Origin of the sequence: Stieleria sp. JC731 (assembly GCF_020966635.1) — a bacterium.
Taxonomy (GTDB): domain Bacteria; phylum Planctomycetota; class Planctomycetia; order Pirellulales; family Pirellulaceae; genus Stieleria.
Genome location: NZ_JAJKFQ010000011.1, coordinates 1,190,136 through 1,217,063, shown reverse-complemented (window position 1 = coordinate 1,217,063; position 26,928 = coordinate 1,190,136). Strand labels below are relative to the sequence as shown.

20 protein-coding genes are annotated in these 26,928 nt (G+C 53.5%); 12 read left to right on the top strand and 8 right to left on the bottom strand.

The genetic code is table 11. The features are described 5' to 3' along the window. Positions 1-237: 237 nt before the first annotated feature. From LOC67_RS21370 to LOC67_RS21350, 5 genes are all read left to right on the top strand, one after another. Entirely contained in the window at positions 238-777 is a 540-nt protein-coding gene (locus tag LOC67_RS21370) for a PAS domain-containing protein (protein WP_230264848.1), read from the top strand. Between the two features lie 15 nt (positions 778-792). Beyond that, positions 793-2,049: a methyl-accepting chemotaxis protein gene (locus tag LOC67_RS27660; protein WP_230264847.1), complete on the top strand. Its 1,257-nt coding sequence runs from the start codon at positions 793-795 to the stop codon at positions 2,047-2,049. Positions 2,050-2,264: 215 nt separating this feature from the next. Further along, positions 2,265-3,839, top strand: a complete 1,575-nt coding sequence (locus LOC67_RS21360; protein WP_230264846.1) for a DUF1549 domain-containing protein — start codon at positions 2,265-2,267, stop codon at positions 3,837-3,839. 96 nt (positions 3,840-3,935) lie between these two features. Continuing rightward, entirely contained in the window at positions 3,936-5,261 is a 1,326-nt protein-coding gene (locus LOC67_RS21355; RefSeq protein WP_230264845.1) for a DUF1501 domain-containing protein, read from the top strand. 11 nt (positions 5,262-5,272) lie between these two features. After that, positions 5,273-6,325, top strand: a complete 1,053-nt coding sequence (locus tag LOC67_RS21350; protein ID WP_230264844.1) for a WD40 repeat domain-containing protein — start codon at positions 5,273-5,275, stop codon at positions 6,323-6,325. Positions 6,326-6,528: 203 nt separating this feature from the next. On the opposite strand, the gene LOC67_RS21345 is transcribed toward LOC67_RS21350, so the two are convergent. Beyond that, entirely contained in the window at positions 6,529-8,154 is a 1,626-nt protein-coding gene (locus LOC67_RS21345) for a 30S ribosomal protein S1 (protein WP_230264843.1), read from the bottom strand. A 306-nt stretch (positions 8,155-8,460) separates the two neighbouring features. Between LOC67_RS21345 and LOC67_RS21340 the strand changes: the two genes are divergently transcribed. Then, positions 8,461-8,979, top strand: coding sequence for a hypothetical protein (locus tag LOC67_RS21340; RefSeq protein WP_230264842.1), 519 nt, complete (start codon positions 8,461-8,463; stop codon positions 8,977-8,979). A gap of 90 nt (positions 8,980-9,069) precedes the next feature. On the opposite strand, the gene LOC67_RS21335 is transcribed toward LOC67_RS21340, so the two are convergent. After that, the gene (locus tag LOC67_RS21335; protein WP_230264841.1) at positions 9,070-10,299 is read right to left on the bottom strand and encodes a protein-L-isoaspartate(D-aspartate) O-methyltransferase; all 1,230 of its coding nucleotides are present in this window, start codon (positions 10,297-10,299) and stop codon (positions 9,070-9,072) included. Positions 10,300-10,374: 75 nt separating this feature from the next. Then, the gene (locus LOC67_RS21330) at positions 10,375-11,151 is read right to left on the bottom strand and encodes a class I SAM-dependent methyltransferase (RefSeq protein WP_230264840.1); all 777 of its coding nucleotides are present in this window, start codon (positions 11,149-11,151) and stop codon (positions 10,375-10,377) included. A gap of 158 nt (positions 11,152-11,309) precedes the next feature. On the opposite strand from LOC67_RS21330, the gene LOC67_RS21325 reads away from it, so the two are divergent. The 3 genes from LOC67_RS21325 (at position 11,310) to LOC67_RS21315 (ending at position 16,832) form a co-directional block, all read left to right on the top strand. Further along, the gene (locus tag LOC67_RS21325) at positions 11,310-12,686 is read left to right on the top strand and encodes a DUF1501 domain-containing protein (protein WP_230264839.1); all 1,377 of its coding nucleotides are present in this window, start codon (positions 11,310-11,312) and stop codon (positions 12,684-12,686) included. 132 nt (positions 12,687-12,818) lie between these two features. Beyond that, positions 12,819-15,374, top strand: coding sequence for a DUF1549 and DUF1553 domain-containing protein (locus LOC67_RS21320; protein ID WP_230264838.1), 2,556 nt, complete (start codon positions 12,819-12,821; stop codon positions 15,372-15,374). 882 nt (positions 15,375-16,256) lie between these two features. Beyond that, positions 16,257-16,832 carry a hypothetical protein gene (locus tag LOC67_RS21315; protein ID WP_230264837.1) on the top strand — a complete coding sequence of 192 codons (576 nt, stop codon included), beginning with the start codon at positions 16,257-16,259 and terminating at the stop codon, positions 16,830-16,832. Positions 16,833-17,197: 365 nt separating this feature from the next. Here LOC67_RS21315 and LOC67_RS21310 read toward each other — a convergent pair whose 3' ends face one another. The 3 genes from LOC67_RS21310 to LOC67_RS21300 all read right to left on the bottom strand — a co-directional run bounded on the left by LOC67_RS21310 (position 17,198) and on the right by LOC67_RS21300 (position 20,893). After that, positions 17,198-18,910 (bottom strand): family 43 glycosylhydrolase, encoded by a 1,713-nt coding sequence (locus tag LOC67_RS21310; protein ID WP_230264836.1) that lies wholly within the window; start codon positions 18,908-18,910, stop codon positions 17,198-17,200. Positions 18,911-19,054: 144 nt separating this feature from the next. Then, positions 19,055-19,696, bottom strand: coding sequence for an HAD-IA family hydrolase (locus LOC67_RS21305; RefSeq protein WP_230264835.1), 642 nt, complete (start codon positions 19,694-19,696; stop codon positions 19,055-19,057). Between the two features lie 15 nt (positions 19,697-19,711). Further along, positions 19,712-20,893 carry an MFS transporter gene (locus tag LOC67_RS21300; RefSeq protein WP_230264834.1) on the bottom strand — a complete coding sequence of 394 codons (1,182 nt, stop codon included), beginning with the start codon at positions 20,891-20,893 and terminating at the stop codon, positions 19,712-19,714. Between the two features lie 98 nt (positions 20,894-20,991). Here LOC67_RS21300 and LOC67_RS21295 point away from each other — a divergent pair, with 98 nt between their 5' ends. Then, positions 20,992-21,765 (top strand): DeoR/GlpR family DNA-binding transcription regulator, encoded by a 774-nt coding sequence (locus tag LOC67_RS21295; RefSeq protein WP_230264833.1) that lies wholly within the window; start codon positions 20,992-20,994, stop codon positions 21,763-21,765. A 142-nt stretch (positions 21,766-21,907) separates the two neighbouring features. On the opposite strand, the gene LOC67_RS21290 is transcribed toward LOC67_RS21295, so the two are convergent. Beyond that, positions 21,908-22,255, bottom strand: coding sequence for a YciI family protein (locus LOC67_RS21290; RefSeq protein ID WP_230264832.1), 348 nt, complete (start codon positions 22,253-22,255; stop codon positions 21,908-21,910). A 417-nt stretch (positions 22,256-22,672) separates the two neighbouring features. Beyond that, on the bottom strand, positions 22,673-23,902 hold the full coding sequence (locus LOC67_RS21285) for a DUF1015 domain-containing protein (protein ID WP_230264831.1): 1,230 nt from the start codon (positions 23,900-23,902) through the stop codon (positions 22,673-22,675). Between the two features lie 248 nt (positions 23,903-24,150). On the opposite strand from LOC67_RS21285, the gene LOC67_RS21280 reads away from it, so the two are divergent. After that, entirely contained in the window at positions 24,151-24,918 is a 768-nt protein-coding gene (locus LOC67_RS21280) for a hypothetical protein (protein ID WP_230264830.1), read from the top strand. Between the two features lie 57 nt (positions 24,919-24,975). After that, positions 24,976-26,529 carry an arylsulfatase gene (locus LOC67_RS21275; protein ID WP_230264829.1) on the top strand — a complete coding sequence of 518 codons (1,554 nt, stop codon included), beginning with the start codon at positions 24,976-24,978 and terminating at the stop codon, positions 26,527-26,529. Positions 26,530-26,928 lie beyond the last annotated feature (399 nt).

Here is a 26,928-nt window from a genome sequence, read left to right as displayed (position 1 = left end):
GTCACTGATTGCCAATTGTGCAAGGGGGTAAGTCCGACATGCGCCGACAACATCATGGTTGATTCTTAACCCTATCGAATGCTTAACCCGGTCTGCCGCTTTGACTTGCCAGCGTACATGTTCACTTGACTGGATGCGAAGGCGACATCGTGTGCCGTCATGGCACGCAATTTAAAGCGGCAGGACGCCAATCTGCTTCGGCATTTGGAATTCAACCACTAGGCGTCTGCTTTTGAGGTGATCGTAAAGACATTGATTCAAACCACCATTCGTCCAACCGGCCGTGAACGAACGTTTGCAGAGTCCGAAATCATCGTTAGCAAGACGGACTTGAAAGGCATCATTACGTACGCCAATCATGTTTTCACACGAGTTTCAGGTTATCGCGAAGCGGAACTACTCGGCCGCCCACACAACATCATTCGACACCCCGAAATGCCTCGTTGTGTCTTTAAATTGCTGTGGGACGTTATCTCTGAAGGAAACGAGATCTTTGCCTACGTGGTGAACCTTTGCAAAAACGGTGACCACTATTGGGTACTCGCCCACGTCACACCTAGCTTCGATAGTTCTGGGAATATCATCAGCTATCACTCCAGCCGACGTGTACCCGACCCAGCTAAGGTTGCCAAAGTGGTCCCGATCTATCAGGCATTGCTGGAATGTGAAAACAGTCACTCAGACTGGCGACAAGGAATGCAAGCCTCAACCGAAATGCTTTTGAAGCATTTGGACGAAGCAGGAATGCAGTACGACGAATTCGTTTTTTCTCTCTAACCGAAGGTCTTTCCAGTGACACAAGTAACGCTTGAAAAACCTACCGATGATCCAGTCGAAACAGCCGATAACGATTCGCAACTGGCGATTGATGATCAACGCAAGCATCAATTCTTTTCCGAAGTCGCTCGCATTTGCAACCAAGCCTCACAAGGCAATCTCGAGGTGCGCATCCTTGGTTTTGACGAATTGACCGACCAAGACGATGAACTGTACGCGGTGCATCACGGGATCAATTCGCTGCTGGACTATACCGAATCGTTTATTCGCGAAGCAAAGGCCGCATTGGGCTATGCTGCCGAAGGAAAGTACTTTCGCCGAGTTTTATTGGGCGGGATGAACGGAACCTTTCGCCATGCGTCCGAACTGATCAATGTCGCTTCGGAACAAATGAAGGCGAAATCTGACGCGCTGACCAACGCCAAAAATGCTCGCCTTGAAATGGCGGATTCGTTCGAAGTCACCGTCAAAGGGATTACCGATTCTTTGCTGGAAGCAACCCACGAACTGCATTCCATTTCGACAGAGCTATCGACCACCGCAAAGCAAACATCGAATCGATCCAAGAACGCGCTGGAAACCGCTAACCGGTCGGTCGAAAACGTTCGTGAGGTCACCAGCGCGACCGAACAAATGCAGAAGTCGATGGACGAAATCGACGTCGAAATGCAAGAGACCTCCGACCGAGTCAAGCGAGTCGTCGAAGAGGTAGCCAACGCAATGGCTGTCATGAAGGAACTGGGGCGATCCTCGGCCAGTATCGACAAAGTTGTTGAAACGATCGAAGACGTCGCCAGACAAACTCATCTACTTTCATTTAACGCTGCCATCGAAGCGGCACGATCCGGGACCGCAGGCGCCGGCTTTGCGGTCGTTGCAGCCGAAGTACGAAGCCTTGCCGAGCGGACTCGTTTGGCAACGCAACAGGTCAAGGAAGAAATCCAACGGGTTCAGAGCAACGCAGACGATGCGGCCAAATCGATCGGTCGGTTTGGTGAAGCGATCGAAGATTTGAGCAAAACCAGCGAGTCTGTCACTCATTTAGTTCATGACCAAAAGCTCGCAACCGAAGAGATCACCAGCAACGTCGAACAGGCAATGAAGTGCACCGAATCGGTCAACGAAAATATCCTCGGTGTTTCCGGTGCTGCAACACAGACGGACGCCGCAACAGAAAAACTGCGTGACGCATCCGATGATCTCGAACGCCAAAGCACGGCCTTATCAGACGGCGTACAAGCACTGTTGACCCAGATTCGCTCGGACGCTTGACCGGGCAGTAGCAGAACCTATCCCGGATGCGTTTGCGGCAGCTCACTGGATGCAAAACACTCACCTGAGCATTTCCGTCAACCATCTACATCGCGGAATAGATCTGCAGGCGGCTGCCAATAGATCTCTCGCCTCCGACCTTCGTTGACGATAAGGAAATCGGTTATACTTGGCCTTCCATCCCGCCAAGTTTCCCGCCTATTGTCAATTCAATCATGCGAAATTTGATTTTCGCCATTGCCCTTATGGGGCTATCTGTTGGCCTCCAGGCTGCCGATCCGACAAAACAGATCAATGCTGAGATCTCATCGAAATGGGAAACCAGCAAAGTTTCACCTGCCGAACCGTGTAGCGATCAAACGTTCGTTCGCCGTATCTATCTGGACTTGGCTGGTCGAGTCCCCACCGCAGAAGAAGCGAAAGCATTTCTTGCGATCGAGGACTCGAATCGGCGTCAGCAACTTGTAGATCGGTTGCTACAAAGCGAGGACTACGCTCAACATTTCGCCGACCTCTTCGATGCGATTTTGATGGGACGTAAAGACGAACACGTCTATGACCAACGTGTTCGACATGGCTGGCGAAGTTATTTGGAAACGGTGTTTCGTGAAAACCGTCCGTGGGACGAAGTCACCCGCGAAATACTTCTCGCCCGCCCGGAAGACCCAAACAAGGATGGATCGGTTTGGTTCTTGTATGAGCGTAAAGACAACTACCAAGCGATCGCGGAAGCCGTCGCGCCAGCCTTTTTCGGTATGCGAATCGAATGCGCCCAATGTCACGATCACATGATGGCGACCGAAATCGAACAGGCACACTACTGGGGCTTGGTTGCTTTCTTTAACCGTGGCAAAAACTCGCAAACGGATAACGGACCGCGAATCTCCGAATCGGCAATTGGTGGCTTTTCAGACTTTGCAAATCTAGAAGGTTCCAGCTCACCCAATCTGCTCACCTTTTTTGATTCGAGAACCATTTCAGAAGCTCGTCCCGAAGCAGGATCAAAGCAAGAAGACTCCGACACGCTTTATGTCTCTGCAGATGTAAACGGTGATCCTCGCGAACCTTTATTTTCAAGACGTGCAAAATTCGTCAACCAAGTGCTTGACGGGCATCCCATGGTCCCGCGTGCGATGGTCAACCGAATTTGGGCCATTCTGATGGGGCGAGGCATCGTCCACCCACACGACGAAATCGACAGCATGCATGATCCAAGTCACCCTCGGCTGCTGGACTGGCTCGCGGATGATTTTGCGACTCATCAATTTGATATTCGCCGTCTGGTCCGTAGCATCGTTCTCTCTGATGCTTATCAACTCAGTTCGATCAAAAGTAGCGAGTCAGTTTCGCCAGATGTGTTCGCTTGGTATATCGAACGGCCTCTGACCGCCGAGCAATTGGCCAGATCAATCCAGCTCGTCATGCGAGGCGGTTTTGACAACAACGCTGATGTGGTTAAGGCACTGCGACAGCAGATCCTGGACGTTTTACCCGACGCGATTGAGATCACAGTGGCCGACGCGTTGTACTTCAGCAATAACGAAAAGCTGAATGCGTTCATCGAACAAAGTACGTCGCCGAATCATCTTGTCTGGCAAGCTGCCCAGCTGGCGCAACCGAATCAACAAGCCGAACTGTTGATCAAAACCATTTATGGACGACCAGCCGAAGCATCCGAAATTGACGCGATCGTGGACTACCTCAATCAACGATCTGATCGGCGACAATTGGGCATCTCGCAAGTCGCTTGGTCGCTTCTGACCAGCGCCGAATTTCGATTCAATCATTGAACGCAATACATCGTCGCCATCCCAAAAGCCTAGTGATTTCGAACCTGTTTTAAACTTACGCGTTCATTCGTCCTCAAGAACACTTTTTGCTTGAACATGAATCAGCCCAAGCGTCGCAGTTCATGCGGTAGTGATGAACACACCATCCACCGCCGCCTGTTCCTACAAGGCACAATGGCAGCCAGCACCGCTTCGGTCGCCAGCTTCAACGGTCTTTTCTCCGTTCCCCTGTTGGCAGAGGAAACGAAGCGGCATGGGAAAAAATGCATTCTGCTTTGGCTTTGCGGTGCACCCAGCCAATTCGAAACCTGGGACCCCAAACCCGGCACCGCGACCGGTGGCCCCTTTTCGGCCATTCCAACAAACCTTCCCGGCGTCCACATCAGTTCATTGATGCCTAAGTGTGCAACGATCATGGACAAGCTTGCCGTGATTCGAAGCATGAGCACCAAGCCGAGCGAGCACTTTCAAGGGATTGACGCGCTCACCCGTGGCGACATGCCTCGTCCGCCGTTTACTCGTCCAATCCTGGGCTCCGTCATCGCGGAACAGCTCGGTCAACTGGACAGTCCGGTTCCGCAGTTCGTCTTGCTTGATCCTTGCCCCGAAGGCAACGAATTCAAGGCTTTCAAAGCGGGCAACTGGGCCGGGTGGCTGGGAGCCCAATACGGACCGGTCAGGGCCGGCGGGGACTATGGCATCCCAAACATCAAACAGCTCGATTCGATCAGTCAGGCAGACCATTCGGATCGTGAATCACTACGAAAATTCTTTAGCAAGAAATATGAAAACGATCGCCGCAGTGCCGCAGCGGCGTCACACAACGCGGCCTTTGAACGAGTTAAAGGGCTGATGAGCTGCGCGCCACTGTTTGATATGGAATCGCTTCCACAATCAGACCGGGAACGCTATGGCGGAGGGGCATTCGCTCAGCATGCTTTGCAGGCCAGACACTTGATCGAAAACGGATCGACATTTGTGATGGTCGCCAACGGGATGCCTTGGGACAACCACGTGTTCCAGCACGAAATGCACCAGATGCTTGTCCCAGAACTCGACAATGTGCTGTATCAATTGATTTCTGATTTGGAACAGCGTGGAATGCTAGACGATACGCTGGTCATCGCCATGGGTGAATTCGGCAGAACACCTTGGCTGAATGACGCACGCGGACGCGACCACTATCCCAAAGCATGGAGCTTGGCGATGGCCGGTGGCGGCATCAAAGGCGGTGTGGTCCATGGTGCTACTGATGCTGAAGGATTCGAAGTCACCGATGGAAAGGTCGATAATCGAAACTTGTTCGCCACCATCTTTACCGCGCTCGGCATTGATCCTCACGAAGACTACGACCTACCTGGCCTGCCGACATTTTTTCGCGTCGAAGAGGATGCCCACCCAATTAAAGAGGTGCTCGTCTAATGGATGTCAAGTTGGAAAGAACAGACGACAAACGGATGCCCATGGCAATTCTCGGCGGAGAACTTTCCGCTGACGGGGAAATGATTGCCGCGGCTTGTATGGATGGTGTGTATACGCTGGATCTTCAATCGGGAGTTCGCAAGAAGCACTACACCCACGAAAGCTATGCGAGGACTGCATTTTGGCTATCTTCGAACGAACTATTCTCAACAGGGTATGACGGCCAAGCACGTTGGTTTCGACTCGATTCTGGCGAAGAAAACCGACACCAGAAGCTTCATCAATTCTGGAGCTGGGATGCTGCGATTTCGCCTGATCGCCATCGATATGCTTCGGTCACAGGGCAATACATCGCCGGAGGATACAAGTACGAGCCTGCCGAAGAAATTGAACCGTCCGTCGTCATTGGCGATTGCGAAACTGGCGATGTCGTTCACAGGCTACCGCATGTCCCTTCCGTTCAAGCGGTAGCATTCAGCAACGATGGCCGCTTGGTAGCCGCTGGCAACTTGATGGGTGAAGTACGCATCTTTGACATACACAGTGGCGATTGCATCTCAACCATTTCGACAGCTGACTTCACCAGTTGGGGAATTATAAAAAGCCACTGCTACCTGGGCGGAATCTTTGCGCTGCGATTCACCCCCGATGACAAGTCTCTGTTGCTTGCGGGCATGGGGCCGATGCGTGATCCGATGGCTGGCAATGGGAAGCAGCTTTGGCAAAAATGGGAGTGGTCGTCAGGTGATCAATCGAAGATGATCGACCAAATTCACGACGGAGAAAACGGTGAGGGCTTGATGGAGGCTCTCGCGGTTCACCCCGAAGGGACGATGTTCGCGATGGGCGGTCGTCTGAGAGGTGGTGATTGGAATGTTGCCTTGTTCTCGCTGGAAACCGGCAATCGGCTGACAACTTTGAAAACCGGTTATCGCGTGACAACGCTGCAATTCACCGACGAAGGCCAGTCGCTACTCGTCATGGGAACACAAGGCCAGCCAGACCACAAGAAAGACGGCGCGTTTCCCGACTTTGGTCGAATTGAAAAGTATCGCCTAAGCTAGAGAACGGTCGCTGCGCACAATCTGGCAATCCCTGTTCGGTAATGTTCACACTGTTCGGCAGCGTTCAAACTGTGCAGCAGCGTATCAAGCACCACGCCTTCAAAGAAAAACCGCTTCCCCAAATTCGATTCAGGGAAGCGGTGTGAATGAGCAGAGCACCATCGCGATGGTGCGGATGCAAATCGAATTCGACGTGCTGATGACTACCAACGCAAGCCGAATTGCTCGCCACCGGTTTCGCGGTTGTTGCCGCCTTTCAATGGGCCGGCGTGCTGTGGTTTCACAGCGACTTCGCGTTGTGGCTCGTCAATCTCTTCTTGCTTCGGTTTTGTGTCTTCCTCGGCAGGCTTGTTCGCCGCTTTCATCGACAAACCGATTTTCTGTTCGGCTCGGTCGAACGAAAGAACTTTGACGTCAACTTCTTGGCCTTCACTGACGAAAGCGTCAACTTTGGAAACACGGTGGTTTGCCAATTCGCTGACGTGCACCAAACCTTCGATCCCACCACCGAGACGAACAAAGCAGCCAAAAGACGCGACGCGAGAGACGGTTCCTTTGTGAACCGAACCGACGGCAAAATCAGCTTCGGCGGCGTCCCAGGGATTCTCGAGAAGGTCACGATAGGAAAGGCTTAGCTTGCCGGTTTCCTTGTTGACCGAATCGATTTTAACGCTGACCTTTTGGCCAACTTCGACGACTTCGCTTGGGTGTTTAACGCGATCCCAGCTAAGTTTGCTGATGTGGATCAGGCCTTCCAGGGCTCCCAAATCGACAAAAGCGCCAAAGTCTTTGATCGTTCGGACGACGCCTTCAACGACATCACCGGCTTCGATCTTCTGCAACTGCTCAGCTCGCTTTTGCTCGCGTTCGCGTTCCAGAATCGCCCGTCGGCTCAGGACGAGGTTTCCGCGTCGCTCGTTGGCTTCGGTCACCAAACAAACGAATTTTTGGTCGACGAATTCACTGGCGTCTTCGACACGGTAGTCAGCGATTTGGCTGATCGGCATGAAGGCACGAACACCGCCAACCTTGCATTCCAACCCACCGGTGTTGTGCCCGGTGACAACGGCTTCGACAACCGCGCCTTCTTCCAAGTCGCTCCAGTCCGCGACCGCAACGGTCGAACCTGGCAGGGAGCACATGTACAAGCCGTCTTGTCGGTTGAAGCCGCGAACGAGAACTTCGATCGAAGCGCCGGCCTGAGGCTCCTCTTCGGTGAACTGTTCGAAAGGCACAACGCCTTCGTCAGGTCCGCCGAGCGACAGGTAAACGCTGTCTTGGTGAATTTTCAGAACTTGAGCGGAGACGCGAGTTCCGTCGGCAAGCGGCTCTTTGCGTTTCGGCATTCCTGCATCGCCGCCGAGCATCGCGTCGACATCAGCGGAACCCAGTTCGGCTTCAAACTCTGCCAACAGGTCATCGGAAAGCTCGCCCCGTACCGATGGAACGGCGACTCGCGATGGCTTGCTGCCAGCAGCAGCTGCTGCTGGTTTGGCTTGGCCTTCCTTTTCGCCATGCAATCGTGGGCGTGGGGCCTTCTTCTTTTTCTTACCGTCCTTCTTTCCTGCGGCTTCTGCCTTTTCCAACTGCTCGGTCGAAACCGATGGCGAAGCTGGTTTAGCAACACCAAGTCCACGTGAAGCGAGCGGTCCGGCGCCGGTTGGCTTCGGTGCCTTTGCGGCAGCAGAAGGATTCGAATCAGCAGACGCCGACTCGGGGCTGCTGGCAGCACCAGCTTGCGTGGCGGATTCGGTAGCAGAGCCAACTTGTTCGCTAGCAGCTTCAGGTGTCTCGGTCGATTGGACACCCGGTTGGGATTCGTTGCTCATCAATGAGATGAAAATTGATGTGGAAGAGGACCGCGAGGGGGACTCGCATCGTGAAGGTGACTGATCTGGAACGACAATTTGTGATCGCGCTTCGCCTGCCATCGCAAATCGGCGTCGACAGATGCGATTGAAGGCCGGATTGGGCTGCACCGCAGCGTCCGCCGAACTACAAACCACAAGATTGGCCCCGTAGTCTAGCAAGCGGGGATCGATCTCGGTAGTCTGCGATGCATTTGGAACAACCCTACGTTCTGGACAAAAACCGGTCCTGACGATCTGACAATATCTTCACAAGAGTCGTGTTTGATGCCTGCGTTTTCCGAATTTGCCCATTTACTCCGTGATTTCCTTTCGGTGGAGCTCGCGTCGGCGATCGAATCGGCCCCCACGCCTTCACTTGGCGAAGGTTCAATTCACAAACCGATGCTGCCCCTCCTTTCTGGCGGTGTGGGCGACCACTTGGTGGATGTCTCGGCATCGCGTCAGATGGAGTGCCTGAGCGCACTTTGGTTGGTTGCCGGTGATATCCACCGCAGCCATTCGATCAGCCAAGACCTTCCCAGTCGCGACGGCAGCTTTCTGCACGGAATCATGCACCGACGCGAAGGGGACTTCGGAAACAGCAAGTACTGGTTCCGCAAAATCGGACAACATCCGGCTCTTGAAGTGATCTCGCAGCATTCCGACGGCGTTTATCTTGATCCGTTCGAATTTGTCGACAGCTGCGAACTGGCCGCCCGCAGCGGCAACGCTGACCAGATCAAATCCTGCGAACTAGCACAATGGGTCGAATGGCAAGCGGTGATGATGTGGCTTTGCAGCTGATTGGATTTCCAAATCATCAAGCCATCACATGAACTGGCCGTCACATCACTCGACTCTCTTTCAGGCTTGACCACGGTTTAGCGATCTTTCCTAGCGGTCAAACTTCTCCAGTTTGACATTGTCAAAATCGGCAACACCGGTCGCTCCGAACAGCCCGATTCGCAGGATCGCTTCATGTGTTTGAATCGGGACTCGAATCAGTCGGCTATGTGAGCGCCAACCGCGAGTCCCACGGAACGGGCCCAGCACAAAAGTGCCTAGATCTCGGCGGATCTCATCGTAGAAACTGATTGCGATCGCAGGCATCCCATCACTTGTCGGCCCCTTCTCGACATCCTCGGTACGCACCGAACCGCTCAATCGGATTTGTGAGACCTCTTTTCCATCGATGGCGATCCCCTGCAGCAGGTGAGAGCTTAGGCCTGGTGTTTCGTTGTCAAAGCGAACGAACCTTTCGCCCGAAGGTGCTTGATCACTTTCGTGGCCTTTGACCAAGTTGACTTGGCGACCGTAATACCAACCCGGCACATAGTCGTCCGCGTCAGCTTTGTCGCCTTCGGGGATCGCTTCAAAGTCACCATTGATCGCGACGGGATTTGCCGCATCTGGTTTTACTTTACGACCGTCCTCGGCTTCACCCGTCATGGGAACGAATAACGTTGGACGCAGTGCTTCGCGTTCCAGTTTGCCATCCTTCTTCACCATGCGGTACAGCGTCTGCTGATAGCGTTCGCCGACCGGGATCACCATCACACCGCCTTCACGCAATTGATCGATCAAGGGTTGTGGAACCGATTCGGGGCTGCAAGTCACAATGATTTTGTCAAACGGTGCAGCGTCAGGCCAACCGAGGAAACCGTCGCCGACGCGAGTCGAAACGTTTCCATAGTCCAAACGCGCCAACGTATCCGCCGCCCGCTCCCCAAGTTCACGCACGATCTCAATTGAGTACACATGTTCGACGAGCAAACTGAGAACGGCGGCTTGGTAACCGCTTCCGGTGCCGATCTCTAATACCTTGTCCGTCGGTTCCGGGGCGAGCGCTTCGGTCATAGAAGCAACGATAAACGGACTGCTGATCGTCTGCGAATGCCCAATCGGAAGCGCCATATCAAAGTATGCGCGCGGCAGTTGGCTTTTCGGAACAAATTCATGCCGAGGCGTTTCACGGATCGCATCCAAAACTCGCGTATCAGTCACACCGGATGCCGCGACACGCTGTTCGACCAAGCGGTCACGAGCCAATTGGTAAGGGTCGACCGCAGAAGCAACCATACCGAGCCCGACGAGCAAGACAATCGAATTGAGGATTCGCGACATGACGTTTTGCAGGGGGTATGGTGGACGGGTTGGTGACAATCGGCATCGCCGCTAAGCGTCTGACTAGCAGTACTACTATGAGAGAGGCGAACGAATCGCTCGCGTAGCCAAAAAAGTCGCGGTGTGTTCCGAAAGAATGTCGTCACCTCCCCAAGTATCTTCCATTATAGCTGTGAGATGAAAACCGGCATCAAGTTGTCCGCCAATCAAGTCCGTTAGGCTGTGGCCGAAATCGATCGGACGTTCTGCACCGATCGTGCGTTCTCGTTCCTCATCCGGCAGATGCAGATCCGAGTAGGGGATCTTAAAGCGGACCTTTAGCTTTCGGTCATCACGCGCCGATTCGTCAAACAGATAGTTAACCGGCTGGATGACACCAGCTATCAGCACGCCTCCACCCCGGAGCACGCGAGCGGCTTCCTGCCAAACCGGGCGAACATCGGGTGCGAAGTTAACAGAACAGGGATTGATGATCATGTCGAATTCCCCATCAGGAATCTCGCTCAGATCCGCCATGTCAGCCTGAACGGTCGCCAAGTCCAGATCGTGTTCCTTGGCCATTCGGCGATCGATTTCTAGCTGTCCTTCACTGATATCGACGACCGTCACGCGAGCACCGGCGGCAGCCAGGATCGGACCCTGATGTCCTCCACCGGCTGCCAATGCCAGAATACGTTGTCCTCGGACGTCACCAATCCAATCGTGCGGAATCACCTTGCACGCGGTCAGTCGAATCGAAAAATCTCCGCGCCGAGCCTCCGAAACCTGCTCGGCAGGAGCCGGCGTGAACCAGCGATGACGGCTGCGGGCAATATTGTCCCAGGCTTGACGGTTAAATTCGGTCGGGTCCAACGCGTATCGCCTCAAGGCAAAGTGTGAAGTTGCGCATCATCGTCGCAAATCTAATACAATGAAGTCCCCCCGGCGAGAAGCCATTGATCGATTTCGGCCACCTCGCATCCTCTCCCTCCTCCCCCATCATCAACGCTGCTTTCAGGCGGATTGTCACGATGTTAAATCTGACCGGTCGCGGATCATCTCAGACTTGCAATGGCGTTCGTCGTCGCGATTTTTTGCAAGTCGGAACTTTAGGTGCCTTTGGTCTTGGGCTGCCACAGTTTTTAGCCGCAGCCGAACGTGGTGTCGTCGACCCCAAAAAAGACAAACGCTCCTGCATCATGATTTTCAATCTCGGTGCGCCAAGTCAGCTCGACACCTTTGACATGAAACCCGAAGCGCCGTCAGAAGTGCGAGGGCCATTTAAAGCGATTTCGACGAAGGGCGATTTCCAGCTTTCTGAAATCCTTCCCGGTCATGCGAAAATTGCCGATAAGTTTTCTGTGATCCGTTCTTGCTACCACACCGCTGCTGCGGTTCATGATGCCGGCTGGCAAATGTTACAGACGGGACGTCAATTTACCGGCGGTGTCAACTATCCGCATGCCGGCGCGGTCGTTCAATACATGCGTGGCCGGCGAAGTGATCTTCCCGCCCACGTTGTCCTCCCTGAAACGATGGGACGCGGCGGAGGCAACTTGCCCAACGGACAAGCAGGCGGCTTTCTAGGCAAAGCGTACGACCCGTTTGCCCTGATGGCCGACCCTAGCGAAGCCAACTTTAAGGTCCCCGATCTGTTACCTCCGTCGACACTGGGTGACGTTCGTATCGATCGACGGCGGCGTATGCGTGATGCGATCGAAGGCCGGATGAAGCAGTTGGAAACGACCGAATCGGCAAAGATGCTGGACAAGAATTTCGAAGCCGCTTATCGATTGATGAATAGTCCGCAAGCTCGCCAAGCGTTTGATCTTTCGCAAGAGCCAACGAGTGTTCGTGAACGCTATGGAATGAATCGGTTTGGCCAGTGTTGTCTGCTTTCAAGACGATTGATCGAAGCGGGAGTTCGCTTTGTCACCATCAACACCTTCCTGACCGTGTTCAACGAAGTGACATGGGACATCCACGGCAGCAAACCCTTTACGACGATCGAAGGAATGAAAAACATCGTCGCCCCCATGTATGACCAAGCATACTCGGCATTGATCGGTGACTTGGACGAACGCGGAATGTTGGACGACACCCTGGTCTGTGGCCTCGCCGAATTCGGGCGGACTCCCAAGGTGAATCCAGCTGGTGGGCGAGACCATTGGCCGCAATGCTTTTCCACCACCTTTGCAGGCGGAGGCGTTCAAGGTGGTCGAGCGATCGGCGCCAGTGACCCAATCGGTGCCGTCCCAGCCGATCGTCCGACGCAACCCGGAGAAATCATCGCCAGTGTCTTCCACAGCTTGGGTTTGGACTTGCACGCTGAAATCCCAGGTCCGGGTGGCCGACCGTTTCCATTAGTGGATTTCGGTGTTCGCGAAGTCAAAGAATTGTTCGCCTAACGCTACACCAGCACACTGATTTCGAGACCGTTCGTTGAGCAATCATTTACCGAACGAAGTCAATAAAACAATCGACCTTGGGTTGCCCGCAATCGACGATCCCGCCCTTGGCCCCACCTGATACTGAGTTCAATGGTCGCAAACATTTCCTCCCGCTTTTCAAAATTGGCCTCGGCATTTTCGTTCAGCGTATTGCTGTCCGTCTTATCAGCCAACTCACCAGCGGTTGCTCAACAGCTCGCCGGGCTTCCTCCTCAGATTAAGTTGTATGGAAGCGAAGCCCGACAGACCGTCTCGCTCGTTCACATGCGCAATGATCAGTTTTCGGCTCAACTGACAAGCGATGAACGAGACCGGGCAGAGTTCAGCATCGACGAAGAACGCGTTGCGACCTTCGATGGAAAACTAGTCCACGCGGTGTCCAACGGCAGCACCGTTCTGCGTTGCAAAGTCGACGACCAGACAATCGAAATCCCGATCACGGTTTCGATGGCAGACCAACCGCATCAGTGGAGCTTTCGCAATGAAGTTCAGTCGGTGCTTGCCAAAGCAGGTTGCAGTATGGGTGCCTGCCATGGGGCCTTGGCGGGCAAAGGTGGCTTTCGGCTTTCATTACGGGGCTACGACCCCGAGCACGACTACAACACGATTGTTCGTGAAGCTCGTGGACGCCGTGTCGAACTTTCTGATCCCGGACGGAGCCTGTTGCTGGCGAAACCGACCGGCGCGCTGCCTCACAAAGGTGGTTTGCGTCTCAAGACAGAATCCAGGAACTACAACATCATCGCCGAATGGATCGCACAAGGTGCTGAAGGTCCAAACGAAGCAGACGCCCGACTTCAAAGGATCAGTGTCTTTCCGCCGATCGCGACACTGGCCACCGGTGACCAATCACAAATCCTTGTTCAAGCCCACTACGATGACGGTCGAGTCGTCGATGTGACGCAGTTGGCGAAGTTTTCAGCGACCGATGAATCAGTTGCATCAGTCGACGAGAACGGACTTGCGACCGTGACCGGAAGCGGTGAAGGTGCGGTCCTGGTATGGTTCGGAAGTAAAGTCGTATTGGCGCGTATGATTGTTCCGTTCGACTTTGAAATCGCGAACGATATCTACGACGATTCACCTCGCCGAAATTTCATCGATGTCGTCAATCTTGACCAACTGCAACGCCTGCGATTGAAGCCATCGGGTCGATGCAGTGATGAAGTCTTCTTGCGTCGAAGCACGCTCGATACGATCGGCAGGCTCCCGACGATTGAGGAACAAGATCGTTTCTTTGCCGAACCTGCTCAAACACGTCGAGACCTTTGGATCGAACAACTTCTCGCAAGCGAAGACTATGTTTCCTATTGGACGTATAAATGGTCCGATGTATTGCTGATCAATGGCACACGGCTACGCCCGGTCGCGGTAAAGACCTATTATCAATGGGTTCGTGAACGGGTCCAAGCGAACCAACCCTGGGATCAATTCGTTCGCGAAATCCTGACCGCAAAGGGTCGAAGTGATGAAAACGGCGCGACGAACTTTTACGCCTTGCATCAGTCCCCCGAAGACATGACCGAAAACGCCTGCCAAGCGTTCCTGGGACTATCCATCGGTTGCGCCAAATGCCACAACCATCCGTTGGAAAAATGGACCAACGACCAGTACTACTCGATGGCTAACTTGTTCGCCCGAGTTCGTGCCAAAGGTTGGGGAGGCGATGGACGCAACGGCGATGGGCTACGCACGCTGTTTGTTTCCGCCACTGGCGATTTGGTCCAACCGAATCGTGGCCGCCCGCAACCACCCGCCCCACTCGATGCGCCCCCAATCGATATCGACGACCCGACAGACCGAAGAGTCGTCTTGGCAGATTGGTTGACTTCACCTGAAAATCCGTATTTCGCACGTGCGATCTGCAATCGTGTTTGGGAAAACTTCTTCAGTCGCGGATTGGTTGAGCAGGTCGACGATTTAAGGCTTAGCAACCCCGCATCAAATGAAGCCTTACTTGACGCCTTGGCCGACTACGTTGTCGAAGTCGACTTCGACTTGAAGCAACTGATGCGCACCATGTTGCAAAGCGAAACGTATCAACGCAGTAGTGTTGCTCTGCCAGAAAACGCAGCCGAATCGAAGTACCACAGTCGGTACTACCCGCGCCGATTGATGGCTGAAGTTTTGCTTGACTCCATCGACCAAGTCCTGGGTACAACGTCTTCGTTCAACGAAATCGCATTCCCCGGTGCCGACAAACAAAAGACGGACTTCTATTCATCGGGAACCAAAGCGATCGAACTCTATGACTCATCCGTCGATTCTTATTTCTTAAAGACATTTGGCCGCAATCCGCGCGAGATCACATGCGAATGTGAACGCAGCGACGAACCAAGTATGGTGCAGGTATTGCACCTATCAAACGGAGACACATTGAATCCGAAACTGGCGAGCGAATCGAACGTGATCTCCACTGCGATAGCACAGGGACAAACCAACGTCGAGTTTGTCGATAAGATGTTTCGTCGCGCCTACGCTCGTGGCCCGAACGAACAAGAGCGTGCAACTCTTTTGTCTGTACTGAAAGAGTATGGAGACAGCGGCGCCGATGAATCATCCAAAGAAACAAGCGATCGACGAACCGCGCTAGAAGACGCGGCATGGAGTATTTTGACGAGCGCTGAGTTTACTTTTAACTATTGATCTCGGACGGGTATTGAAGGCACGCGTACAATTCAACGTGTGAGATTGAGAGCGAGTCAGAGAGAATTCGATCACTTGCTCGATTCGGAGAATCGAGGGACATTGTTTCTCAACTTTCCAAGTTGAGTGCGAAACGCTGCGGAACATCCACCCGAATCAATTCTTCGACGCCGCTAGTCGTTGAAGAATAGACTCATGCTCGATTCGGAGAATCGAGGGACAGTGTCGCTCAACTTTCCAAGTTGAGTGCGAACCGCTGCGGAAAATCCTCCCGAATCAATTCTTCGATGTCGTTAGACGTTGATGAGCAGACTCATGCTCGATTCGGAGAATCGAGCGACAGTATCGCTCAACTTTCCAAGTTGAGTGCGAACCGCTGCGGAAAATCCTCCCGAATCAATTCTTCGATGCCGCTAGTCGTTGAAGAATAGACTCATGCTCGATTCGGAGAATCGAGGGATATTGTCGCTCAACTTTCCAAGTTGAGTGCGAACCACTGCGGAACATCCACCCGAATCAATTCTTCGATATCGTTGGTCGTTGGAGAGCAGACTTTTGCTCGATTCGGAGAATCGAGCGACAGTGTCGCTCAACTTTCCAAGTTGAGTGCGTTGCCTGACAACGCTAGCGGGTCGGAGAGTCGCGCGTCGATCGGTGGTTGCTTCACGCCAATCACTCGGATCCTGATTCCTCCAATCCCGCGGATCCTGATTCCATCGGTACGCTCCCTACCGCGTCACCAGGCTCCGGAAAACCGCAACATTCCAACACCAGCCATTTTCTGTTTAATTTTGAACGAAAAGGTAGCCCAGGCAGCTCCGATTTTCGAATCCATAGTTAGCATGCATGCGTTGCTGAATCGCGCTCGGAGAATCCGCTCAAATGTCAACAAGTCGAACCGCTTTTGTCCCTTGGAATGAAGCCCAAGCTGGTAATTTCAAAACCGAATACGAATATTGCCAAAGCAATCGAGGCCGAAGTCACCACAAGCGAAAATGGACGATCGTCTACCTCGATACGCCAGGCAAACCACTCGCAAAAGTCGGGTTTGGACTCAACACTCGAATCGTCATCGGTGGACACGGATCGATCGGTAGTCCAACGATCGGTGCGGATCACGGAACCGGCGGCGCCGACCGCAGTTACCAAGAAGTCGTCGAAATGATGCTCGACAAAGGTTTAAAAAAACACTACATCGGCACCATCGGATGTGACGTTTGCTATAGCGCCTTGGGAAACCCATCGTTCGCCAAATTGCTCGCACGTGAACTTTGGCGAAATGGAGTCAAGGCGAGTTGTGTCCTTGGCTATAAAGGCCCGCTGGGTGCTGTCTATACAAACGAACTCTCGGGTCACAAATACACCCACCGTGTTGTGGATGTTGAAGACTCCGATGGCAATGTCACGGACACCGTCAAATCAAGCTCGATGCAAGAACGCTTCTTCGGCTGGACTTAACGATCGACCATCCGGAAGGAGTCCTCGGTTGATCGTACAATAGTACCCGGCACGCTCCGACGTGCCGATCCAAACCCCGGACGTCACAGGGACTGTGACGGGTACAATCAACCAATAGTACCCGGCACGCTCCGACGTGCCGATCCATACCCGGCGTCACAGGGACTGTGACGGGTACGATCAACCAAAGTACCCGGCACGCTCCGACGTGCCGATCTAAACCCCGGCGTCACAGCGACTGTCACGGGTACGATCCACCAAAGTACCCGGCACGCTCCGCCGTGCCGATCCAAAACCCGGCGTCACAGGGACTGCGACGGGTACGATCACCAATCGCAATGGATTTCAACTCCCGCCAAGTTCACTCAGTCGATCTCACGAGCCTGAACACCTTCGTTCGTGATCCGAATCGACTTGATAAATCCTTCTTCATCGAATTCCATCCGATCGATGCAGACAACTCGCGAATTCCCATCGGTCTCATTTAACGGTCGGCGATGGTAAACGGCATAGTAGTCATCGGAACCAGGCACATGAATCACCGAGTGGTGGCCTGCACCGGTTGCGATCTCGGGATCCTGCTTCAAGACTTTATCGATCCGCTTGAAAGGGCCGAACGGTGAATCGGCGATCGCATAAGCGACACTATAGTTCGGACCGGTCCAACCGCCTTCGGACCACATGAAGTAGTACTTGCCGTTTCGGATAAACATGAACGGCCCTTCGACGTATCCTTCCGGTGTGATCTCTTTAAACGTGCTGCCATCGTCGAACGGGATGAATCCACTGAAGTCATCATTCAGACGAGCGATGTTGCAGTGACGCCAACCGCCATAGATCAGATAGTGTGTTCCGTCTGCGTCTTTGAAAACAAACTGGTCGATCGGCTGCGCTCCGTTGTGGAACTTGTCCACCAGCGGCTTACCCAAGTGATCCTTGTACGGTCCTGCCGGATGATCGGCCACGGCGACACCAATTCCGCCTAGCGTTTGATCGTTTTGAATGTCGTTCGCACCGAAGAACAGGAAGTACTGGTCGCCCATTTGAATGATCGACGGCGCCCACATCGCTCGCTGCGCCCATTTGATTTCGGCAGTATCAAGGATGCGCGAGTGCTTACGCCAATGGACAAGGTCTTGCGATGAAAAGCAATCAAAGAACGTTTGTCGGTTGTAGGGAGCAGAGTAGGTTGGAAAGATCCAGTAGGTATCGTCGAAAATGATTCCTTCCGGGTCAGCGTACCAACCTTTGAATACCGGGTTGCCAGCGAGTTGCTGTGGATTGGATGGTCGCTTCTGCTCCAGCATCCATTCGAAAAACTTTGGATCCTCGTATGTCTGGGTCCACGAGTCGTGTGAAGCTTCCGGATAGATTGTCAATTCAATATCCGACGCCCCGTGATGTTTCATTCCTGCAACCATCCGCTCTGACTCGGACAGTGGGACAACGGGATCTTTTGCACCGTGGTACACGCGTACGGGAAGCTTCCCGAAAATCTCTTTGCGAGACTCAGGAACCAACAGAACGTCAAGCAAGTTGCCTCCACCACAGATCGGTGCGAGGGCTGCGAACCGCTCCGGTTCAGAGAGCCCCAAATCCCAAGTTCCGTAGCCGCCCATGCTGAGTCCTGTCAGATAGACTCGATCAACATCGACGTTGTAATTCGTCGTGATCTCATCAAGCAAACTTGAAAGCGCAGACGCGTCCCAAGTCTGGTCTTTCGGACACTGAGGCGAGATTAGAACGAAGGGGAAATGTTTGCCCGATTCGATCAGCTTGGGCGGTCCATGTGTTTTGACCTTTGCCAAATCGTCGCCACGCTCTCCGGCACCATGCAGAAACAAAACGAGCGGAAAGCCTTCGTCTCGTTTGGAGTCATATTCTTGTGGGAGGTACAGCAAATACTCCAATGCGTACTCGGTGTCCGATGCGGCACTAAAACGCTGATTGGTTTGTGTTCCCAAAACGTCTTCTGCCTGAAGCAAGCTGGTGCTGGCATAGAAAGCGAAGAACATCGCCGCGAAGCAGCGAATGTGGCAAATGTGGGGTGAGAATTTGTGGCTGCGATTCGTTGTCATTTTTAAGAAATACGAGGCGTGGCTTCGAGCGATTGAATCGTTGCAAGCTGTGTGACGATCCGCCGGGGAGTATAGACGACGGACCACCTAGATACTTTCCGAAAGTTTTGAGCCTGAAACGCATTCGCCCGTATCCGTCAATGCTTATGCGGCATTCCGCTTTCGATATTTCGACCAATCAGGCACGCTAGGTATTTGCGTATCGACATAGGCATGTGAAGCGTGTGTGATCTGTACGACTTGAATCCCCGCGTTGATCGCCGCTTCAATTCCCGCTTTGGAATCCTCGAATACAACACATTCCGATGGGTCCTTGTCGGCCAAACGCATCGCCATCTGAAAGCCTTCGGGATGAGGCTTACTGTGCAACGTGTCGTCCGCAGTGATGAACAGTGGGGGAATCGGCAGCTGAGCCGCAGTCAGCCTTGCCATCGCGAGACGCTTCGTACATGAGGTAACGATACCCCAACGCTGGGGATCAAGATCGCCAAGCAGATCGCTTGCTCCCGGGACTTCGACAACGTCACTGGCATCACGAGTTTGAAAGTCAATCAGCAATCGATCTTCCGCCATCGCGTCCAGGTCAGGCCGCAACTCTGAAATCACCGCGTGTCCTTGTCGTCCCTCTGAAATCGCAAAGATGTCCGCTTCGGGTACTTGATGCCGCGCAGCAAAATCTCGCCATGCTCTGCGGACACTCGCAGAAGAATCGACGAGAGTCCCATCTAAATCAAAGATCAAAAACGGGGTTTTGTCGATCAACGTGGAGAACTGATCTGAATTCATATTGGGTTTGATTTGTTATCGAAGAGCTTTTGAAAGTGTCGCGATCGCGCTGGCTAGAAATAGAGTCGCGACGGGAACCACTAACGCGGTGCGCAGTGAGGTCGCGTCGGCAATGATTCCGATCATCGGCGGTCCGAATAGAAACCCCGTGTAGCCAATGATGGTGACACGAGCGAGCGTCTGCTCTAGTCGCTTGCGGTCAGCACCGCAGGTTCGGAAGGTCGATGGAATCACATTGGCAAGTCCTGCTCCGGCAAACATTGCTGGAACGCATGCCACAATCGGATTGTGCAGCATCAACACGGCACACAGGGAAACGCCGGAAATCAAACATCCAACGATGATGGTACGGCGATCTCCGACAAGTTTAGAAATCCTGTCTCCACCGAATCGGCAAACGGACATGCCAATTGCGAACGCCGCATAGACAAACCCTGCGTCCTTCGATGTGGCTTGGTCTGTTTGAAACAGCTTCACAAGCCAATCCACCATCGCACCTTCGGCAACCAGACAGCCAAACGCGATCGCCCCCATCGCGAGTAACAGTCTCCACGCAGTAGCCGTGCCGTCAGCTTGTTTTTGCAGTGCTTTGGACTCAGGCAGCGTTTGCGGTTCACTAACAAGCTGGACCTGAGGCGGCTTACTGCACGCCCGAGTTACGATGATCAGCAATACAACAAGCGTCGCGATCGTAGCTGCGTAGACCGTTGCCATGAAGATCGGACGATCTGTCGCGATCCAGCCGAAGATCCCAGCGCCCAACGCGGCTCCTAAGCTAAAGCAACCATGCAGCTTGGACATGAACCGTTGCCCGGTTTCCCGTTCCGCTTCAATGACATCGGAATTCATCGCGACATCCATTGCACCGTGACACCCGCCAAACGCCAGAGCAGTCGCAATCAAAGCGATCAGCTCACTCTGGGCGACGACCACGGGGAACATCGCGATAAAGCCGACTCCAGATGCGACGCTGACGCGATTGGTACTAAACCAAGCGATCGAAATCGGTGTGATCAACATCGCCGCGATCCCACCGACCGCGAACGAAAGCAAGACAAGCGAAAGCTCCGTCTCACTCAATCCCGCGTTCGAACTGACAAACGGGATCGCAGTCGCCCAACCGCCTACGATAAGCCCGTTGGCGGTGAAGAACGCGAAACATTGCAAAAACCGGCAATACATTGCATTTTGTGACATAACTGCGGAATCTTAGCCATTGAATCTCGACTGACAATCACTCAAAATGCAAACTTCCGCAATATTCTGCGGTGAATTGCAACCAGTGGGAGACATCAATGCTCGCGACCGAACGTCGAGAAAACATCGCAAAATGGATTGGCGAACAAGGACAGGCGAGCCTCGACGAACTCAGTGAGCGATTTGGCGTGTCGACAGACACTATCCGCCGAGACCTCGCGATTCTGCACCGAAAGGAACGGGTTCGTCAGGTTCGTGGCGGAGCACTTCGGGTTTCCGAAGATCCCTTTCCCTACCAGCGAAGAGCGATTCGCGATCTCGATGAAAAGCGGGCGATCGCGGAAGAAGCCGCCAGTAAAATCCCAAAGGGCTCTGTTGTATTCCTGGACCACGGAACGACAGCGTTGTGTGTTGCCGAAACCATCGCATCACGAAATGACTTGACGGTTGTGACAAGCAACCTGCCTGCCGCAGTCCGACTGGGCGAGGCCGGCAGGGTCAAGACCATTGTTCCAGGCGGCAGACTTGATGGAGAGATTCAAGGTCTGGTTGGCGCACAAACCTGTCAACAACTGCGTTCGGTACACTTTGACGTTGCTGTGCTCGTCCCACGCGGCATTTCTGCCTCAGGTGAATTGACGACAGCGGTCGCCGAAGATGCAGAAGTCAAACGGGTTGTCCGCGAACGATCCGGCCGATGCCTAATCTTGGCCGCTGAAAAAAAGCTAGGTGTTCAAGGTGCTTTCCAATTTGCCGATCTCGAAAATGGCGACGTCGTCCTTTCCAACGCGGACGATTCACACAAGGTAATTGCGAACTGGCATCGGAACTTTCCGGCGATCGAAATCCACACCATTACTTCGTCGCCTTAAGTCCAGTCCGGCGATGGTAGCAACCTGCGACACGCTTGCATCGCATCCATCTTGACAGTCTGCACGGCGTCTTTGATCAACTCGATGCGTCGACCCCCAAAGGAAAAGGTGAGCATTGAAATCAGATTGGCCGAGTCGTCGGTCACTCGGGCATTCCGCCGCCGGCAATTTCACGGACTTCGATTTTTGCGGCCCCTGCCATTTCAATCGTTTTCTTCGCCAGTTCGCATGCTGCGGCAAGCGTCGGAGCTTCGATGATTGTGTATCCTCCGATCAGTTCCTTCGCTTCAATGAACGGACCGTCGATGACGTTCATGCCCGAATCGACAACCGCGGAACCACCGTTCAGAGGCGCGCCGGGATCGATTAACCAGCCTTCGTTCTGCCCCTTGCGCATACAGGACTGCATTTTTTCCTGCATCTGTTCGGGCGTCATTTCTGGTGAAGGATTCTCGCAAGCTCCGCGAGAAAGAAGCAAATATCTGGGCATCGTCTCTGATCTGGTAGAGTTGTCGTGTCGCAACCAGAAAGCATCATAACAGCCGCCGCCGCGCCAGGGTGCGGTTCTGTGTGAGACCTGGAGCAGCGCATGTATTAACCGTGAGCTAACGCTCATCGGCTGATGGAGACAGGTGCATATATCAGCCGCTACGCGCCAGCGTGCGGTTCCCTGGGATTGGTGACTAGCACCTGACGCGAACCGTGAGCTAACGCTCATCGGCTGATGGGATTCCGGTTTTGGCGATGCTCGATCAGCCGCTACGCGCCAGCGTGCGGTTCCCTGGGATTGGTGACTAGGCTCCGACGTTAACCGTGAGCTAACGCTCTGCGGCTGATATGTTTCCAGTTGTTGTGAACACATCAGCCGTTGGCACGCCAGCATACGGTTAATCGCGGGACTTGCGGATCAGTCCAACAGGTGGACCATCAAACCGCTTCGCAACTTGGGCTCAAACCAGGTGCTCTTCGGTGGCATGACTTGGCCGGAATCCGAAACCGCCATCAGCTGTTCGATCGATGTCGGAAACATCGAGACGGCGAAAGCCCATTCACCGGACTGAACTTTTTGCTCCAGTTCACCGGTGCCGCGGATGCCACCGACAAAGTCAATGCGTGGATCCGTACGTACGTCATCGATCCCGAAGATCGGGGTGATCACTCGTTTTTCCAGCAATGCGACATCGAGCGAATTGATCGCATCATCTTGGTCGATGGATTCGGCAGGAATCGTCAACTTCGACCACGCCCCATCCAGATAGATGCAAAAGCTGCCCGCTTGATCGGGAACCGGATTGTCCGTCGGCTCCATGGTACCGACTTCGGCTAGCTTTTCACGGACCTGCTCGGCGGTCAGTCCGTTGAGATCTTTGATAACACGGTTGTAGGCCAGAACATTCAATTGCGAGGCAGGAAACAACACGGTCAAGAACCAGTTGTATTCTTCTTCGCCGGTATGATTTGGGTTAGCTTCACGACGAGCCTTTCCTGCTCGCCAAGCGCTAGCGGCTCGGTGGTGCCCATCAGCAACGTAGAACGCAGGCACTTCGGTCAAGGCTTGGCAATACGGATCTGCAGCATCAATTTTCCAGACAGTGTGCTGGACGCCGTCTTCAGCGGTAAAGTCATAAAGTGGCGTTTGATCAATCGCAGCTTCGACCAGCTTGTTCAGTTCGTCGTGATCTCGATAAGTCAGAAAGACTGGCCCCGCGTTGGCTGCCAACGTCATCACGTGACGCGTACGGTCGTCTTCTTTGGCAGGCCGCGTGTACTCGTGCTTTAGAATCTTGTTGTTTTCGTAATCGTCGACATGACAGCAGGCAACAACACCGACTTGGCTTTTTCCATCCATGATCTGACGATACAGAAACACGCTTTCTGAATCATCCTGGAGCAGAACTCCCGAATCCATGAATCCACGGAAATTCTTCGCCGCGGTCTCGTAGATCTCGTCCGCGTAAGGATCCGTTTCAGCGGGTAGATCGATGTCGGGTCGGACGACATGCAAGAAGGATTCCGCGTTTCCTTCAGCCAATTTGGCCGCTTCGGCTCGGTTTACAACGTCGTAGGGAACGCTGGCCACGGAGGCAGCTTTGTCGGCGGGCGGACGGACAGCACGGAATGGTTTAACGCGAGGCATGGTGACGATGGGTGGTCGTAAGTGAGAATTCACATCCAAAAAGCGGCGTGAATGAGATTTCCGGTGGCTCGACCCACGACGCTCGTTTCGGTGGGTTTTATAGTCCCGGAACTCGATTCGCGACAGCCCACCAAAGACAGCCGCGCGGCCACGGAACCGGTTAAACTAGGGGCCCCTCCATATTGCAGAACTGACCATTCGGCGACGTTCCGCGATCACCAACTCCTCCAAAACAATCGGCAGCGCTGATGAAAACTTACCACCGAACTCTCGTGATCTTTACATATCTGTTCGCAGTCATGCTTGTCCCGATCTCTCTTTTCTCAGAGACGTCCCAGGTCATTGCGGGCGACGTCACTGCGGGCCACGTCGCTGCGGGCGAAAGAATTCTGGAAGACCATTTTGATCGCCAAGAGAAAGACGATACGAAAGAAGATGTAGGACATGGTTGGTCGACCAACAGTAAAAGTCGAGCCAAAGGAAACAAGCAAGCCGACTTGGCGGACGGCGCATTGCATATTTATCGACACGAGGTTGCCGATCACGGCGTTTCTGTCGTCCACGATTTGGATTTCAAAAATGTCACCATTGGCATGAAATTCAAAATTAGCAGCGGCGATGAACTTGGGATCAACTTCGCTGACATGAATGAAAAGTCAGTCCACGCCGGTCACTTATGCGTTGCCAAAATCCGTCCAACTAAACTGACCATCATCGACTTGAAAACCGGACGCATGAAGCTAGACGTGCATGAAAGGTCAAAGGCCAAAACACTTACCCCTGCAGACCGCAAGCTGATCAAATCCAAGGAGCAATCGTTTGCCATCGACCTGTCGAAAGATGCCTGGCACGACTTGCAAGTACAGATCGAAAACGAAACGATGATCGTCTCGATCGACGGAAAGAAAATTGGCTCTTTGACATCGTCCGGTATCGGGCATGACACCAAGTCGCGTTTGCGTCTAGCGGTTTTGAAAAATGCTTGGGTTGATGACGTGATTGTCGAACGCAACTAATTCGCATTGCTCTGCTTGGTCTCTCGTTTCCACACATCTTCATCGATGACCGTTCGTATGAAATTGCAACCGAATGTCTTGTCTTTCTTGTTGTTGATCCTCTCAATCGCAAGTTCCGATCGCTGCTTAGCGGACGATCGCCCCAATATCGTTGTGATCGTTTGCGACGACATGGGCTTCTCCGATCTCGGTTGCTATGGGGGCGAAATCGACACTCCCAATCTCGACCGCTTGGCAAAATCCGGACTGCGTCTGACAGACTTTCACAACAACGCCAAGTGCAGCGAAACACGTGCCTCGTTGTTGACCGGACTCTGGCATCAACAGTCCAAGAATTTGAAGAAGCCCGGTCATGTGACCCTGGCTGAAGTTCTGCGTCAGTCCGGATACACGACGATGATGAGTGGAAAGTGGCATCTTGATGGACACCCACTCGATCGAGGATTTGATCGATACTTTGGCTTCCTCAGTGGCGCGATCAATTTCTTTACTGGGAAAGACTGGGGCAACGGAAAAAATTTGATGCGTCTGGATCGCGAAGTTTTCGAGGCGCCGGACGACTTTTATTCGACCGATGCATTTACCGATTACGCCATCGAGTTTCTTGAACAAGCCCGACAAAAGGATCAGTCGTATTTCTTGTACCTGGCACACAACGCGCCACACTTTCCGTTGCACGCACCGGAAACAGAAATTGAGAAGTATCGAGGTCGCTATGACATCGGCTGGGACAAGATTCGCCAACAGCGTTTCGCCCGTCAAAAGGAACTCGGTTTAATTGACCCGACATGGTCGTTGACGGAGCGAGATCCCAAAGTCGAGCCTTTCGACAAGCTGTCGGATTCTCAGAAACGCTTCTTGATTCCGATGATGGAAGTTTATGCCGCAATGGTCGATCGCTTGGACCAAAACGTCGGACGTTTAGTCGACAACTTGAAACAAAACGGAGAGCTGGACAACACGCTCATCCTATTCTTCTCTGACAACGGCGCCTGTCCTTATAACCGCCTTCGCAGCGACAACATTCCGCCCGGCCCCGCTGAAAGTGACTACGCGTACGACGCACGTTGGGCCAACATGTGCAACACACCGCTTCGTCTTTACAAGCAGTACGCTCATGAGGGCGGAACGCTTTCCCCGATGATTATTCATTGGCCAAAGCAGCTTGCGGGCGCCGGAACGGTCTCGAAAGCGACTCATCACATCGTTGACTTGATGCCGACCTTCGTAGAACTCTCCGGCGGGAAGTATCCCGACAAGTTCGCGGGGAAAGCGATCCAATCAATGGAAGGCGTCTCGATGGTCAGCACCATCACGGGGCAAGAACAATCGTCTCGACCACCGATCTTCTGGGAATTTTCGTCTAACCATTCGGTCCGCGATGGAAAATGGAAGCTGGTTGCAGAACGCAGCAAAGATTGGGAGCTATACGATCTTTCGAATGACAAAACTGAAACCGTGAACTTGGCCGACCGTCAGCCCGAGATCGTGACTCGACTGTCAGAGAAGTATGATGCCTGGGCGATGCGAGTCGGCGCGAAAACTCATCAAGCAAGTTTAAATACGAAACCAAGTAAGCAGTCGCAGCTGTTTGACCTCCCGTCTCGATAAGGCCTGATTTCATCAGACGCTGAGCGCCAGCTCGCGGTTATCGCATCCGCTGGTCTGTAGTCACGGAAGTAACCGCACGCTGGCGCGTTGCGGCTGATGTGATTGGTTCGTTTCCATCAGCCGCTGAGCGCCAGCTCGCGGTTCACGCATCCGCTGGCCAGTAAGCACAAGACTAACCGCACGCTAAAACGCCAACGGCTGATGTATTGGTCTGTCTTCATCAGCCGTTGAGCGCCAGCTCGCGGTTCCCGCATCCGCTGGCCTGTAGTCACGAAATTAACCGCACGCCGGCGCGTAGCGGCTGATGTGTTGGTCTGGTTTCATCAGCCGCTGAGCGCCAGCTCACGGTTCCCGCATCCGCTGGCCTGTAGTCACGAAATTAACCGCACGCCGGCGCGT

What these genes read in the sequence shown, in the direction of transcription:
- LOC67_RS21285 (WP_230264831.1), bottom strand. Translation starts at nt 23,902, where the DNA reads ATGCCTCGCGTTAAACCATTCCGTGCTGTCCGTCCGCCCGCCGACAAA.
- LOC67_RS21295 (WP_230264833.1), top strand. Translation starts at nt 20,992, where the DNA reads ATGCTCGCGACCGAACGTCGAGAAAACATCGCAAAATGGATTGGCGAA.
- LOC67_RS21305 (WP_230264835.1), bottom strand. Translation starts at nt 19,696, where the DNA reads ATGAATTCAGATCAGTTCTCCACGTTGATCGACAAAACCCCGTTTTTG.
- LOC67_RS21325 (WP_230264839.1), top strand. Translation starts at nt 11,310, where the DNA reads ATGTTAAATCTGACCGGTCGCGGATCATCTCAGACTTGCAATGGCGTT.
- LOC67_RS21360 (WP_230264846.1), top strand. Translation starts at nt 2,265, where the DNA reads ATGCGAAATTTGATTTTCGCCATTGCCCTTATGGGGCTATCTGTTGGC.
- LOC67_RS21335 (WP_230264841.1), bottom strand. Translation starts at nt 10,299, where the DNA reads ATGTCGCGAATCCTCAATTCGATTGTCTTGCTCGTCGGGCTCGGTATG.
- LOC67_RS21300 (WP_230264834.1), bottom strand. Translation starts at nt 20,893, where the DNA reads ATGTCACAAAATGCAATGTATTGCCGGTTTTTGCAATGTTTCGCGTTC.
- LOC67_RS21315 (WP_230264837.1), top strand. Translation starts at nt 16,257, where the DNA reads ATGTCAACAAGTCGAACCGCTTTTGTCCCTTGGAATGAAGCCCAAGCT.
- LOC67_RS21310 (WP_230264836.1), bottom strand. Translation starts at nt 18,910, where the DNA reads ATGACAACGAATCGCAGCCACAAATTCTCACCCCACATTTGCCACATT.
- LOC67_RS21345 (WP_230264843.1), bottom strand. Translation starts at nt 8,154, where the DNA reads ATGAGCAACGAATCCCAACCGGGTGTCCAATCGACCGAGACACCTGAA.
- LOC67_RS21340 (WP_230264842.1), top strand. Translation starts at nt 8,461, where the DNA reads ATGCCTGCGTTTTCCGAATTTGCCCATTTACTCCGTGATTTCCTTTCG.
- LOC67_RS21280 (WP_230264830.1), top strand. Translation starts at nt 24,151, where the DNA reads ATGAAAACTTACCACCGAACTCTCGTGATCTTTACATATCTGTTCGCA.
- LOC67_RS21320 (WP_230264838.1), top strand. Translation starts at nt 12,819, where the DNA reads ATGGTCGCAAACATTTCCTCCCGCTTTTCAAAATTGGCCTCGGCATTT.
- LOC67_RS21355 (WP_230264845.1), top strand. Translation starts at nt 3,936, where the DNA reads ATGAATCAGCCCAAGCGTCGCAGTTCATGCGGTAGTGATGAACACACC.
- LOC67_RS21275 (WP_230264829.1), top strand. Translation starts at nt 24,976, where the DNA reads ATGAAATTGCAACCGAATGTCTTGTCTTTCTTGTTGTTGATCCTCTCA.
- LOC67_RS21290 (WP_230264832.1), bottom strand. Translation starts at nt 22,255, where the DNA reads ATGCCCAGATATTTGCTTCTTTCTCGCGGAGCTTGCGAGAATCCTTCA.